Genomic DNA, 12,964 nt, shown 5'->3' on the forward strand with positions numbered 1-12,964 from the left:
TTAGGTATAATATTTTTCATTTTTCTTCTCCCTATGTATTAAGTGTGAAAATTTTTTACATCACCCCTTCGTGGGAGAGGGTTAGGGTGAGGGGGCAACCTATTTTCATCCTCATCTAACACTGTTAATTACCATAAAGGTTTTCTATGTCTCACTTCACTGTGTTAAACTGTGAATTAATCGTGGTGATGATCACAATCTCCATTCCCTGAGTCTTGTTCATGGGTACATGTACTTTCACCAGCAATGAGAGTCCCTTTCTGTAACTTTTTTATAACTTCATCAATTGGTCCTTCTGCTCCAAGATAGACATCAATTCCTACTTCTTGAAAAAGATTTTGTGCCCGAGGACCCATACCTCCAGCTACGATCGCATTAACTCCGCCTTTGCGAAGATATTGAGGTAGAAATCCTGGTTCATGACCGGGATTCTCAATAACTTCTTGAGCTATGACTTTTCCATCTTCTAAATCAATAATGGTATAGGTTGCGCAACGACCAAAATGCGGTGATACCTGGTTTCCATCGGTTGATATAGCAATCCTTATCATGAAAAAACCTCCCAATGTTAGGGTATGGAGGAGAGGGAAATTAATTTCCCTCTCCCTATCTTGTTCTACGAATTTTCTTTTGGTTGGCTTTTTTGAAGTTCTCCAATCCGCTTGTCGATTTCCTCCAGTTGTTGCTTGAGAAATTCAGCCTGTTCTTTTAATACTTCTGCTTCTTCCTGTGGATTTGTTGGCGGCGGAACATTTCCCCAAGCAGGCGCAAATGGCGGATTATAATATTGGGCTCTTGACCATCCGGGAAGTCCGGTTGCATAGTACCAGTTTCTCCAACCACGACCGCCTCCTCGGCCAAACCAACCACGTCCAAACCCAAATCTTCCAAACGCTGGATTCATGTATCCTGGTACATCATAACCAGCACAATATCCAGCTGCTCTCCCCGTCATGGGCCCCATGCCCATTGGTCCGGTTCCATCTCCTCTTGGCATATCAAAATACCTCCTTTATTTAATCAACAATAATAGCCTCTCGGTGAGTAATAATATCCCATTGGTCCTATTAAAGGATAGCCGTACTGGGCTCTTGCCCATCCGGGAATCCCGGTAGCGTAATACAAATGTCGCCACCCACGACCTCTCCCCCTACCAAACCGACCCAGAAAACGTCCACCGAAATACCTCGGTGAACCTCTTAACCAAAACTGGTTAAGATGAGGACCAAGAGAGGTTACACAATAACCTCTTCCCCATCCAGTCATCGGTCCTAAACCTAAAGGTCCGGTGCCATCAAGTCCGGGCATCTAATACACCTCCCTTTTATTGCTATTGAAAACCATTTTCATTTATAAAATAAAAAAAATCTATGATTTATTCAACTGACAGTTTTCACATAAGCCATAAAACTGAATAAGGTGTTTATGAATCTGGAAATGATATTTCTCAGCAAGCCCTTTTTCAGTTCGATCCAGCAATTCTTTTTCTTCATCAATAAAATCTGTATAATCTATAATTCGACCACATTCGGTACAAACCAAATGATGATGATGATGAAAACCATCCGGTCCTTCCGAAAGCTCGTATCGTGTTCGACCGTCACCAAAATCAAATTTATAGACAATCCCCATATTGACTAAAATTTCTAAGGTTCGATAGACCGTAGTGAGTCCAATATTATCATTGTTATACTTTTGTCGCAGGGTTAGATAAATGTCCTCAGCACTGGGATGTTTCGTTGTTTTACTGAGAATATCGATAATTGCTAGGCGAGGCGACGTTAACCGTAAGCCTGCTCCTTCAAATTTCCCTCGCCACCAGCATTTACGCATTTTCTATGAGCTCCTTTTATTAATCTTATTGAAAATGGTTTTCATTATTGGTTATATTATCAGACCTTTCTATCCTTTTGTCAAGAGATAATTATGGGGTTTAAGGTTCTTTTTATAAAAATTAAAATCTTGATATATGATAGCAGTAGATGAGGATGAAAATGATCTTTCTTGATGAGAGAGGGTGAGGATGATGGTGATATGTATTTTCCGGATAAACAAATAATACCTACATCATAATAAAAACTGATTATTATCGTATAATATGAAAACGAATTTATAAATCTCTGAAAATAATGAATATTTAGTTAAGGATGGATCAAAAATGGACATAAAAAACCTTAGAAAAAATCTACAACAAGGTAAAATCGTTGTAGGAAGTGAAGTTAACGAAGTTCGCTCCCCAGCCATTGCCGAAATATATGCAGCCGCTGGGTTGGATTTTATTGTCGTTGATATGGAACATACTTCATTTACAATTTCAGAAGCTTCTCAAATATATCGAATGGCAAGAAATTGTGGTATTGCTCCAATAGTTCGTATTCCAGCCATCGATTATGAAGTAATTTGCCGAAATCTTGACCAAGGCGCTCGAGGGATCGTCGTTCCTCGAATTACTTCTGCCGAAGAAGTCCTTCAAGTCATTGAAATGATGAAATATCCTCCTAAAGGGAAAAGAGGTCTTTACCCGGGAGGAACTGCCACTGGCTATTGTCCAACTTCTCCAGCTGACTTTATTCAAGATCAAAATGATACGACTTTGCTCATTGTTCAAATTGAAAACCAGCAAGCGGTTCAGAACCTCGACAGCATTCTTTCCATCCCTGAAATCGATGTGATTCTAATCGGCCCGGCCGATCTTTCTCTTTCAATAGGTCATCCCTGTGAATTCATCCATGAAGACGTCCTTTTATTAATTAGAAAGGTGATTCAAAGGTGTCGGGATTTTAAAATTCCTTCTGGCGTTGCTTATGCCAACCCTAGTTTAGCAAGAAGTTGGATATCGGAAGGAGTGCAATTTTTCTGGGTTAACAGCGACATTAACATGCTTTTAACTGGATCCAAGGCAGTAGTGACGGAAATGCGTAAAAACTGTAATCAATGATGAAGTAGTGAACCTTGAGTTAGATAAACACTGTATATTTGTCTCAAAGGATTAACTATTTTTGTTACACCCGTATCTTCACTTTCTCTTTTGAAGGGAGAAGAAATTTAAACTCTGTAAGTACTTACCCCCTCTAAAGGAGGAAGCAAGTACTTACTTCATTGTTTAATATAGCTATGCATCTTGGCAGTACATTTTTGTTAATGGCATTAAAAAGACCAAAGGTTCTTAAGAGTTCATCATTTTTGTAGTCCTGATTATCCTGTCCACATCGGGGAGGGCTTCAGATTCAAGAGAAGCTGCAAAAGGAACTGGGACATCTGCAGCAGCAATTCTCCGAACCGGAGCATCCAAATAATCAAAACATTCTTCCCCAATCGAAGCTGCGACTTCGGCTCCAAAACCCGAGCTCTTGCAGTCCTCTTCAATTGTTAGACACTTTCCTGTTTTCTGAACTGATTGAAAAATTGTCTCTTTATCAATTGGAGAAAGGGTCTGCAGGTCAATAACCTCGACATCAATCCCTTCCTGAGCAAGCTGATCGGCTGCATCAAGAGCAACATGAACCATTCTCGAGTAGGATATGAAAGTTATATCCCGGCCTTTTTTCATCAGGTTAGCTTTTCCTAAGGGCAAAAGATATTCCTCTTCGGGTACATCTCCTTTTTTCGAATAAAGTAATTTATGTTCAATAAAAACAACCGGATTCGGATTCCGAATTGAAGATTTGAGTAACCCTTTGGCATTATAAGGGGTTGAAGGCATTACAACCATTAAGCCGGGAATATAACAAAATAAATTCTCAAGGCTTTGTGAATGTTGTGCTGCGCTACCAGTTCCCCCTCCTCCCTGAGTTCGAAATACTGCTGGTACTTTTGCCTGCCCACCGGTCATATATCTGATTTTCGCAGCTTGATTGATAATTTGATCCATTGCAATCGTTGTAAAATCTATAAACATAAACTCTACAACGGGTTTCATATCTAACAAAGCTGCTCCAACAGCAATTCCAGCTATTCCGGCTTCGGAAAGTGGACTATTTCTCACCCTTTCAGAACCAAATTCTTTTACTAAGTTTTTGGTTACTCCAAAAGCCCCACCGTGCAAACCAATATCTTCGCCCATAAGAAACACTTTTTCATCACGAATCATTTCTTCACGAAGCGCTTCATTCAATGCTTGCGAAAAGGTAATTTCTCTCATAGTTCTCCTTCTTTCACAAAAATATCGGTTAGTAATTCTTCTTTTGGCGGCTCCGGACTATCAAAAGCGAATTGAACCGCCTGATCAATTTCTTTTCGTATTTGGCTTCTCATTTGGTCAATGATATCCTGAGTTAAAATATTTCGGTCAAGTAAATCTCTTTCCATTCTTAACAGCGGATCTTTTTGCTTCCACTGTTCCACTTCTTTACTGGATCGGTAAACTTCAGGATCTCCAATATCATGACCTTCGTGTCGATAGGTTTTAGCCTCGATTAATATCGGTCCACCATTTTGCCGGATCTTTTCTACCGCTGTTTTTGTCGTCTCATAAACCTGGAAAAAGTCGTTACCATCGATGGTTATTCCTGAAAATCCATACCCTTCAGCTCTTTTTGCAATATCATCCAATCGACAAACATCACGGATACAGGTACTAATGCCATAAAGATTGTTTTCGCAAATAAATAAAACTGGAAGCTTCCAGATTGAAGCCATGTTCATCGCCTCATGAACCGAACCTTGATTGGTAGCAGCATCGCCAAAGAAACAGGCAACTATTTGGTTACTTTTTTGAAGATGAAGTGCATATCCGGCACCAACGGCAATGGGTGTTCCAGCGCCGACTATCCCGTTAGCTCCTAATATCCCCAAGCTCATATCGGTAATATGCATTGATCCGCCCTTCCCTTTGCAATAACCGGTGCTTTTCCCCAATAGCTCAGCCATCATTTTTTTAACATCGCCACCTTTAGCGATACAATGTCCGTGGCCACGATGGGTACTGGTTATATAATCATCTTTTTGAAGTGCCGAACATACTCCAACTGCAATAGCCTCTTCTCCTAAATACAAATGAACTGGTCCACGAATATAGTTTTTAAGAAATAAATCGAGGACTTTAGATTCAAATAATCGTATTCGAAGCATATTTCGATAGGCATCGATATAAAGTTTTTCTTCCTTAGATAATGACACAATAAAGCCTCCCCAGGTAATTTTCTTTCCTAGAATACAATTTCAACCAAATTCCCTTTATATCCATCTCTCCCTTTGGATAAAGGGAGATAGTTCGGGAATCGATTCGTTACCATTAAATTCAAATCCCCCTTGCCCTCTTTTCTAAAGGAGAAGGTTGATTCTTTAGTATATTTTCATTGTCATCCGATGCTGCTAGGCAGCATGAAGGTCTATCCTGAAAATACCATCTTATAAACTCCCCCATTGAGGGGGGATAAAGGGGGGTGTGCCTTTAATCGGTCATCCTGAGCCCTCGCTTTTTGAGGGCGTGAGGATCTCATCTTTTAAGTTTTTTCTTCATAAATACTTTAAATGATGAGATTCTTACGTCGTCCGGCAAAAACACCGGACTCCTCAGAATGACTAAGTGGATGGTAGAGATTGCCACGTCGCACAAGACGCTCCTCGCAATGACGGAGCGGGCGGGTGAGATTGCCACGTCGCATAGGACGCTCCTCGCAATGACGGAGCAGAAAAAAACTCAAATCTCCCTACCCCTTTGCTAAGGGGGGGGAGATTGGTTCTTGAGTATATATTTTCATCCTCATTTGATGTTGCAAAGCAACATAAGGGCTACCCTGAAAAATCACGGGCATGATAAATCAAGCCCCTACCAAAGAATATAACATTGCAGGGCACAATGTATTGTGCCCATTCTTTAATTCATGTAGCGACATGCCATGGCATGTCGAATCTTGGTTTTTCATCCTCATCTGGTACTGTTAGGCAGCATGACCGTCTATCCAATAAAATAGTGAGAAGCGAATTGTCTAAATTTCCCTCTTATCCCAAATTTCTCCCATCAGGGGAGAAGGAACTCTGAATCATCATTGCGATAGGCAAAACGAGATAGCAATTGCCTCATTAAACTATCCTTTAATGCCTGTCATCGATATTCCTTCTATAAATTTCCTTTGCAAAAATAAAAAGGCAATAATAGTCGGTAAAGATGCGATAATAGATGTTGCCATGATTAAACCATACTCTCTTGCCTCCGCTCCCTCGCTCACTCCCGACATAACACTCGATAACCCGACCGGCAAAGTTATCGAGCTATTACTTTGGGCAATAACCAAAGGCCAGAAAAAATTATTCCAAGAATTGGCTAAAGTTAAAATAACCAGCACGGTTATTGCCGGTATTGAGAGAGGAACAACAACCTTCCAGATCGTAGTCCATTGACTAGCTCCATCAATTTTGGCAGCTTCGTTCAGCTCTCTTGGGATACTTCTAAAAAACTGGGTAAGCAAAAATACCCCTATGGCTTCGGCTGCTTGAGGAAGGATAATCCCGGTTTTGGTATCGATGAGATTCATCCAACGGGTTAACTTATACATAGGAACGGCTGTTGAATAAATGGGAACCATTATGGTAATAAGAACCAGAGCAAAAAGGAAATTTTTCCCTTTAAATTCCATTTTGGCAAAGGCATAAGCAATGAGGATATCACAAAATAAAGTTAGAACAAGAGTAAAGACCGCCGTTACTGCGCTGTTATTCAACCAATTAAACAAAGGCAATAACTCAAAAGCACGTTTATAATTGTCAAGGGTTAATGTATTTGGAATCCAACGTACTTGGCTTTCAAATACCTCCCATTTGGGCTTTAGGGATGTTGAAACCATCCACAAAGTGGGAGCCAGAGCAATAAGAATTAAAACAATCATGACCAAATAGAGAATTACTTTCATCGGTATCGGCGTAGATCTTTTAAGCTTTTCCTGCAACTGGGCTCACCTCTTAATAAACATGATTAATATTAACTCAAAGTCTGTTTATTCACCCTAAATATCCCCATTGAAATAAGGAAAATAACTATAAATAAAACAACACTAATGGTTGAGGAATACCCTAATTTAAACAAACGAAAACCGTTAATGTAAAGATGTTGGACAAGAACCAGAGTGCTGTATCGTGGTCCTCCTCCGGTCATCGTATAAACCTGACCAAAAACTTGTAAAGAATAAATGATGGTAGTAAGAACCACAAAAAAAGTAGTTGACCGAAGACAGGGAATAATAACATGAATTAATCTTCGAAAGGAGCCTGCTCCATCGATTTCGGCAGCTTCCATTAATTCTCGGGGAACATCTTGAAGCCCTGCCAGAAATATCACTGTATTGTATCCAATCGTCCACCAGACCGAAGCCATTACAACTCCCAACATTGCTGTTGAAGATGAAGTGAGCCAGTAAATTGGTTCAATTTTTAATATCATTTGAAGATAATGGTTTAAAATTCCATAATTTCCTTCCAAAATCCATCTCCATAAAGCACCGACAACTGTAACCATTATGATATAAGGCATAAAAACTGCTGCCCGAGCTATAGCTCTCCCCCGGAGAGGTTTGTTTAAAAGCAAAGCAATAAAAAAACCTCCAATAACATTGATTGGCCCAACTAAGGCTAAATAGTAAAAGGTGTTTTTTAATGCAATCCAAAAAAGCTTATCGGCAACTAAGCGGCTATAATTTTTAATCCCAACAAACTGCCCCGAACCAACTATATCAAGTTCGTATAAACTCACAAAAAAGTTCGAAACAATCGGGCCAAGTTTGAAGAGAAAAAATAAAGCAAAATAAGGAGCTAAATAAAGAAATGGAGATTCAACGATTTTCGACAGAACATTCTTCTTTTTAGATAAGGATTGATTATTCATTTTTCATTCCTATACATTTTGTTAAAATCTCTCCTCCTATATAGGAAGAATGAAAACTAAATTTTTGTTTGGTCACTCTTATCTTAACATTATTGGGGGGCTGAAGAATATCCATTTCAACCCCCATAATCCATTTTAACTTAAATCAAATAACTCGCATTTAAAAAATAGCATTTATTTCGCTCACTGCTAAATCCAGAGCTTCCTTGGGATCTGCTTCATCCAACATTACCGCTAATATAGCATTGAGAACCGGCGACATGGTATTGTCAGCTCCAAAGCTGGCAGTTTGGACGACTAAGGGTTCAAAGTGAATGTTGTTAGCTTGTTCAATAAATACTTTGTAGTACTTATAATCGGGGAGATTTTTATAAGCTTCGCTTTGAATAACCGACAAAGACGCCGGTATTTGGCCTGAATTTCCCCAATCAACGCTGTGAGTCACGATATAGCTTAGCAGCTTAATAGTCGCTTCGATTTTGGCTTGATCAGCACGTTTTGGAAGAGTTAAAGTATGTGATCCAGCCCAAACTGCTGGCTTTTCGAAAACTTGAGGGAACGGTGCAACAACTATATTTAGGTCTTTTTGCTCTTTGACTCCAGGAACCCACCATGGTCCTTCCATAAGATTGGCAACTTTCCCACTCAGAAAGTCCTTGTCGATATCGCTTTCATGTGGAGGAACCACTTGATATTTATAGCTCAAATCATGCATGAATTGGAGTGCCTTTACACCCTGATCGCTATTAAAAACAGCTTGGTTTTGTTCTTCATTCAAGAAAGCTCCGCCTTCTTGTTGGAATAACCAGCCATACCAATAGCGCATGGTATGAGAATGGTTGACGCCAATTGCTAAGCCGAAAACATCATCTTTGGTTGTTTTCTGCATCGAATCGATAAAAGATTCCATGGTATTCCAGGTTATATTGGGATCGATACCAGCAGCAGTATACATATCGGCATTTTTATAAACGGCCATAGGATGGTAATCGAGTGGAATCCCGTATTGTTCCCCATCGTAAAATTGACCTTCCCAAACATTCAATGGGAAATCTTCTGCTTTAATATTATTGGAAATAGCTATATCTTCAACATTCATTAACATTCCGCGAGTGGCAAATTGAGATATATCAGAGACATGCATAGCTAAAAGGTCTGGAGAAGCATTAGTTCCATAGGTCGTACTAAATTTTGTAAATACTTCCGTCCAAGGGGCAGTAAAAAATTCCACTTTAATATCTGGATTTTCTGCCATAAAATTATTAACAATTTTTTCCATGCCAAATTTATCCGGTCCGGTCCATCCACCCCAAAACCGAATTGTTACTGGGTCGGCTGCCATAGCCACACTTCCTAATAGAAAAACTACCAAGATTCCAACTAAAAACATTTTCATTAAAGACTTCATGATCTTTTCCTCCCTTTATATTTTTTTTAGAAGTAAAATTATGAAATGTACTTTAAATTAAAAACACCTCCTCTTTTTTGGTATTTACTGAAGAATGATAGAGCTTTTTAGAATATCCAACCAATTTTCAACAACTGTCACAATTGCATCTCTGGATTTTTCCATGACGGTTCTTGCTTCAACATAGGGATTTACCCCTTCATGAACTATGGTATCTACCAAAGTCCTTCTTAAATCAGTTCCCACGTTAACTTTTGCTACTCCTTCTTCGATGCAACGATGCACATCTTCAACCGGTATTCCCGAACCTCCATGAAGAACTAATGGTATTTTGGTTGCTTTCGATATTCGCTTCAATATATCAAAATGTATTTTTGGCTTCTTAACATAAACACCGTGAGCTGAACCAATTGATGGAGCTAAAGTATGAATTCCAGTTCTTAAAACGAAATCCCGAGCTGCTTCCGGATCGGTAATCTTGAGTTGATCGTCCTTTTGGGTGGTTGATTCGAAAAATTCGCGAGTTCCTAAAATCACTCCCAACTCACCTTCAACAGGCACTCCAAACCATTGGGCAATTTTTACTACCGATCGAGTTTTCTCAACATTTTCCTCATAGGGAAGCTGAGAGCCATCAAACATTATTGAAGAATAGCCACATCGCAAGCATTTTTCCGCTAATTCAACCTGAGTACAATGATCCAAATGAAGGAGAAAGGGAATATCAAATTTCTTGGAATAAATTTTCATCAAGGATACGGCTAGTTCAGGGGGAAAATATTGAATGTCTACCTCTCCAGTCGCAATAATAACAGGAGATTTTTTCTTTAAAGCTGCTATGGTAACCGCATGGAACATTTCATTATTAAAAACATTAAAAGACCCTAAGGCAACTTTTTCTTGTTTTGCTTTCAAAATCAACTCTAAAGGTGAAAAATAAAGCATACTTTCTCCTTTGTACTGAATTAGTTTTAGCTTATTAAATTAGACTGATGATTTTTTTTACTGCTGACTCATCAGTTATCAATCCATTTATGTATCCACCATGCAAAGCTCCCAAAATTGCTTCTGCTTTATGTTCTCCACCAGCAATTGCCAAGGACAGTGAAGTTTGAGCTAATTGTTCTAAACTTATGCCGATTATTCTTGGGTTGGATTCAAAGTTGCACTGCTGACCGAATTTATCAAAAAAACGTGAAAGAATATCTCCAACCGCATTGGAACGAAGTATTTCTCTTCGGTCTTCATCGGGCAAGTATTTAATATGCAGTAATGGTGGGTTGGATGGTTTTCTTGACTTGATTGAACCAATACCAATAATGGCGATATCTAATTCTTGCCATTTTCTTACTACTGATTGAATCCCACTATCAGTAAATAGGGTTTCTTTAATTTTCTGCGATTCAACCAATGCCGGAGCATGAAGGGAGTGGCTTATACCACCTAACTTTCTTTGTAAAGCCCGTATTATTTCATTCACCTGAAAATACTGTTCTGCTTCACCCAAACCTCCAATCATTGGGATCCAAGAAGGCTGCAAAAAGGTAAGATTCTCATCAGAAAATTCATTAATAAAGGCATAAATACTTTTTCCCCACCCTATTCCAATTTTTTTATTCGGTCCAATATAATTCATAAAAACTCGTAGTGCTCTTTTGGCTAAATTTTTATATAAAAGAGGGCTTTCAGGATCGCTGTTTGGAACAATTTCTAAAATTTTGAGCGGGAAAAAAGACATCAGTTTTTTACTCAAATCTTGATAAGTCGATTCTGAAGGGTCAATAACTCGAATTTGGACAATACCCAACTCATGGCCTTCTTGTATGAGTCGCACAATTTTTGTTCGCGACATTTTAAGTGATTCGGCAATTTCTTGTTGTGTCATTTTTTGTTCATAGTACATTCTGCAAACTTGAACGATGAGGGATTGATTATCCAAATCCATACTTCAACACCCTTTAATAAAATGAATTTAAATTCTGACCCTCCAAAAAAACCTTAAAAATATTATACATTTGTTCTCAACATATGTCTATATTAAGACAAATGTTCACTATTCTGAGGGTCAGGTCTTGATTCTTGAACTTATAACCAGTAATGGCATTGAAGAATCGAGAAAGTAGGCGATTGGGAAAAAGAAAGAATGAGGTCCTCACGCCCTCAAATTGCGAGGGCTCAGGATGTCGGATTAAAAAATTCATTTGATGGTATTTTCAGGAAAGATCCTATGCCACTTATTTTTAACCAAACGAAAATGAAAAATATTTATTCAAGAATCGATAATTCCCACCTTTTTTTAGCAAAGAGAGAGGAAAAAAGAGGAGAAATTCTCTTCTACCAGGGGGAGAGGAAAAGAAGTAAAGTGCTCTCCCATCGAAGAAGAGGACGGACCTCCCCTCCTCTATTTGCTCAGACTATGGATGTAAAATCCGCTAAATAAGGAGATGACTCCAAACAACAAAGCATATATTCCTACATATGATACGATAAGAAGAACTCCCAGCAGAGGACGAGACACGACAATAATACCAAATAAAATTGAAACGATACCATTGAGAATGATTAACCATTTTCCAGTATTGGGAAGAATTCGATAAAACTGAATAACATTGATAATTTGAAAAATACCAATAAATAACATCCAAAATCCAATGAGAAGCGTAATAACCAATGCCGACATTCCGGGCATTGAGATCACCAAAATCCCGATTATAATACTCATTATTCCTTCCAGAATGAGCGGCCATCCTCCTTTGGTTCTCATCGCTTGGATGATTACCATTATTCCACCAATAATAGCTACTAAACCGATTAACCGAAGAAAAGCCACCACGCTAATTGCCGGCCAAGCTAAAATCATCAAGCCAATTATTATTGCTATAATCCCTCTCCAAACCAAAGAACTCCAGCTACCGGTAAATACTTTTTGTTCAAATAACATTGCTTTAACCTCCTTGATTTTCCCTCATTTGATAGAATGAACTCATTAAATATGATATCGGTATTTGTATTGAAAAATTTAATTTAAACTCTCTCTTTTAAAAGGCGATAAAAATATTGCGCGTTATCGAGCATAAAGTGGTCATTATTAAAAAAAGCATAGATTTTCTCCGGCTTTAAAGAACAACATTGGTTGACAGCTTCTTCCAGTTCATAAGGAAGATAGTTATGGTTGTACCATTCGGTTCTTCCATGAAAACGCATGTAGATAATATTATTGGAGAGAATAATTTTATTCAGAAGATCAGGACTGTCCACGCTTACAAAAACAACTGAAATTTGCTCCAGCTCTTTGATCCATTTTTTTTGATACCACTCGGAATTTCTCATTTCGATCGCTAACAGGCTATTAAATGAGCGGGGAATATTGGTAAAAAAGCGAACGAAAGTATCGAATTGTTTCGTGGTGAACGAGGGAGGAAACTGAAATAAGTAAAAATCAATAAGACTTTGAAGAGGCTTAAAAAGATTGACAAAGGCTTCCCATATTGCATAAGAATTTTGGTTTAAACGATGAATATGGGTAATTCGTCGGGAAACTTTAATGGAAAAACGAATACCTGTCCCCTTTTGTGCCCAGGATTTTATTTGATTTGGAAAGGGGAAGCGATAAAAACTGGCATTGAGTTCAACGGCGTTTAGCTGACTATTATTTACATACCAGGTAAAATTCTTTTCCTTATTCCAAGAATAATACCAACCACTGGTTCCAACATAGAACTCCAAGAAAAAAATCC

General features: G+C 38.6%; 14 protein-coding genes. 1 reads left to right on the top strand and 13 read right to left on the bottom strand.

Annotation, left to right across the window (positions count from 1 at the left end):
* Window positions 1–176: 176 nt before the first annotated feature.
* The 4 genes from RT761_RS01250 to RT761_RS01265 form a co-directional block, all read right to left on the bottom strand.
* Window positions 177–551: a NifB/NifX family molybdenum-iron cluster-binding protein gene (locus RT761_RS01250; RefSeq protein ID WP_218112285.1), complete on the bottom strand. Its 375-nt coding sequence runs from the start codon at window positions 549–551 to the stop codon at window positions 177–179.
* A 65-nt stretch (window positions 552–616) separates the two neighbouring features.
* A complete protein-coding gene (locus tag RT761_RS01255) occupies window positions 617–997 on the bottom strand; it encodes a DUF5320 domain-containing protein (RefSeq protein WP_218112286.1) in 381 nt (126 codons plus the stop codon).
* A gap of 23 nt (window positions 998–1,020) precedes the next feature.
* A complete protein-coding gene (locus RT761_RS01260) occupies window positions 1,021–1,308 on the bottom strand; it encodes a DUF5320 domain-containing protein (RefSeq protein ID WP_218112287.1) in 288 nt (95 codons plus the stop codon).
* A 60-nt stretch (window positions 1,309–1,368) separates the two neighbouring features.
* Window positions 1,369–1,833, bottom strand: coding sequence for a Fur family transcriptional regulator (locus RT761_RS01265; protein WP_218112288.1), 465 nt, complete (start codon window positions 1,831–1,833; stop codon window positions 1,369–1,371).
* 325 nt (window positions 1,834–2,158) lie between these two features.
* On the opposite strand from RT761_RS01265, the gene RT761_RS01270 reads away from it, so the two are divergent.
* Window positions 2,159–2,938 carry an HpcH/HpaI aldolase family protein gene (locus RT761_RS01270; protein WP_218112289.1) on the top strand — a complete coding sequence of 260 codons (780 nt, stop codon included), beginning with the start codon at window positions 2,159–2,161 and terminating at the stop codon, window positions 2,936–2,938.
* Window positions 2,939–3,166: 228 nt separating this feature from the next.
* On the opposite strand, the gene RT761_RS01275 is transcribed toward RT761_RS01270, so the two are convergent.
* The 9 genes from RT761_RS01275 to RT761_RS01315 form a co-directional block, all read right to left on the bottom strand.
* On the bottom strand, window positions 3,167–4,141 hold the full coding sequence (locus RT761_RS01275; protein ID WP_218112290.1) for an alpha-ketoacid dehydrogenase subunit beta: 975 nt from the start codon (window positions 4,139–4,141) through the stop codon (window positions 3,167–3,169).
* Complete coding sequence (locus RT761_RS01280) at window positions 4,138–5,070, bottom strand: thiamine pyrophosphate-dependent dehydrogenase E1 component subunit alpha (RefSeq protein WP_425491269.1); 933 nt, start codon at window positions 5,068–5,070, stop codon at window positions 4,138–4,140. The genes RT761_RS01275 and RT761_RS01280 overlap by 4 nt, the downstream gene beginning before the upstream one ends.
* A 959-nt stretch (window positions 5,071–6,029) precedes the next feature.
* A complete protein-coding gene (locus RT761_RS01285; RefSeq protein WP_218112292.1) occupies window positions 6,030–6,887 on the bottom strand; it encodes a carbohydrate ABC transporter permease in 858 nt (285 codons plus the stop codon).
* A gap of 32 nt (window positions 6,888–6,919) precedes the next feature.
* A complete protein-coding gene (locus tag RT761_RS01290; RefSeq protein WP_218112293.1) occupies window positions 6,920–7,819 on the bottom strand; it encodes a carbohydrate ABC transporter permease in 900 nt (299 codons plus the stop codon).
* 160 nt (window positions 7,820–7,979) lie between these two features.
* Window positions 7,980–9,227 (bottom strand): ABC transporter substrate-binding protein, encoded by a 1,248-nt coding sequence (locus RT761_RS01295; RefSeq protein ID WP_218112294.1) that lies wholly within the window; start codon window positions 9,225–9,227, stop codon window positions 7,980–7,982.
* Between the two features lie 84 nt (window positions 9,228–9,311).
* Window positions 9,312–10,172 carry a class II fructose-bisphosphate aldolase gene (locus RT761_RS01300; RefSeq protein ID WP_218112295.1) on the bottom strand — a complete coding sequence of 287 codons (861 nt, stop codon included), beginning with the start codon at window positions 10,170–10,172 and terminating at the stop codon, window positions 9,312–9,314.
* 34 nt (window positions 10,173–10,206) lie between these two features.
* On the bottom strand, window positions 10,207–11,172 hold the full coding sequence (locus RT761_RS01305; protein ID WP_218112296.1) for a sugar-binding transcriptional regulator: 966 nt from the start codon (window positions 11,170–11,172) through the stop codon (window positions 10,207–10,209).
* A 456-nt stretch (window positions 11,173–11,628) separates the two neighbouring features.
* On the bottom strand, window positions 11,629–12,168 hold the full coding sequence (locus RT761_RS01310) for an HdeD family acid-resistance protein (RefSeq protein ID WP_218112297.1): 540 nt from the start codon (window positions 12,166–12,168) through the stop codon (window positions 11,629–11,631).
* Between the two features lie 83 nt (window positions 12,169–12,251).
* Window positions 12,252–12,953 carry a DUF72 domain-containing protein gene (locus tag RT761_RS01315; RefSeq protein ID WP_218112298.1) on the bottom strand — a complete coding sequence of 234 codons (702 nt, stop codon included), beginning with the start codon at window positions 12,951–12,953 and terminating at the stop codon, window positions 12,252–12,254.
* Window positions 12,954–12,964: the final 11 nt, after the last annotated feature.

Source organism: Atribacter laminatus, from assembly GCF_015775515.1.
Lineage (GTDB): Bacteria > Atribacterota > Atribacteria > Atribacterales > Atribacteraceae > Atribacter > Atribacter laminatus.